Genomic DNA, 1093 nt, shown 5'->3' with positions numbered 1-1093 from the left:
CCTAGTATCAACTTTGAACCGCGACAGTAGCTCCTAAATTCCATAGTACACCTCCTCTGGTGTTTTGTAGTTGAGTCGTTTTCTTGGTCGCCGGTTGAGCCAGTCAGCAATCTGATCGCATTGCTGCTGGCTCAGATTCTTCATACTTTCCGTTTTCGGAAGATACTGCCGAATGAGACCGTTAACATTTTCATTGCTGCCTCGCTCCCAGGAGTGATAAGGCGTAGCGAAGTAGAATTTCGCATTGCAGCGGGCTTCAATTTTCAGGTATTGATGAAATTCAGTGCCATTATCTGACGTAATTGTTTTGAACATCGTGGGATTGCGATTGATTAAACGAATCGTTTTCTTGTTCAAAGAATCAGTAGATTTGTCTTTTAATTTTCCTATCATCACGAAACCTGTTTTTCGCTCAAGCAGTGTCACAATACAATCACTGCTTCCTCGGCCATGAACGGTATCGATTTCCCAATGCCCCTTGTATTTACGACTCTCTACGCTTTTTGGCCGCTCACTGATATGGCGCTTATTTGCCAGCCTACCCCGGCTATCATAAGCCTTGTAGCGCTTCCGGCGTTGCTTGGCTGACTGGCGAAGATAAGTCCATAGCTTGCCTCCATTGGCTTTGTCTTGCCAAATGTACCGGTAGATTGTCTCGTGACTCATCAACCGCTTCATAAGTTTGTAGCGGCGGATATGCCCAACAATTTGCTCCGGAGACCAACGTTGCCTTAAGAGTTTTCGTACGATAAGAAAATCATCAAAGGAATAGTGAGTATTTCTGCGTGATCGGCTTCTTCTTGCTCGCGTGCGCCTTTGTGCTTTTGAGGGACGATACGCACCATCTGTCACGTGACAGCGATTGCGCGCAAGCTCGCGGTAGAGTGTTGAATGATGACGTCCCAGCATTGTCGCTATTGCCCGGACAGACAGGCCTTGCAGCCTGAGGGCTGATAGCGTTACTCTTTCTTCATAGGTGAGTTGTTTGTATTCCACGTTCGTTTTCAACTTCTTGGCGGGAGTGAAAAAGAGCGAATCTTACAGCTCACCTTCTTATTTTGAAAAAGTGTCGCGGTTAGTATATGAATTCGGC

General features: G+C 46.3%; 1 protein-coding gene. It reads right to left on the bottom strand.

Annotated elements, in window-relative coordinates; all coding sequences use genetic code 11:
• Positions 1–33 precede the first annotated feature (33 nt).
• Positions 34–996 carry an IS30 family transposase gene (locus NYR02_RS02020; protein WP_260974728.1) on the bottom strand — a complete coding sequence of 321 codons (963 nt, stop codon included), beginning with the start codon at positions 994–996 and terminating at the stop codon, positions 34–36.
• Positions 997–1093: the final 97 nt, after the last annotated feature.

The sequence above is a fragment of the Thalassolituus pacificus genome (genome assembly GCF_025318105.1).
GTDB classification, from domain to species: domain Bacteria; phylum Pseudomonadota; class Gammaproteobacteria; order Pseudomonadales; family Oceanobacteraceae; genus Venatoribacter; species Venatoribacter pacificus.
This window is presented reverse-complemented; position numbering and strand designations above follow the sequence as displayed.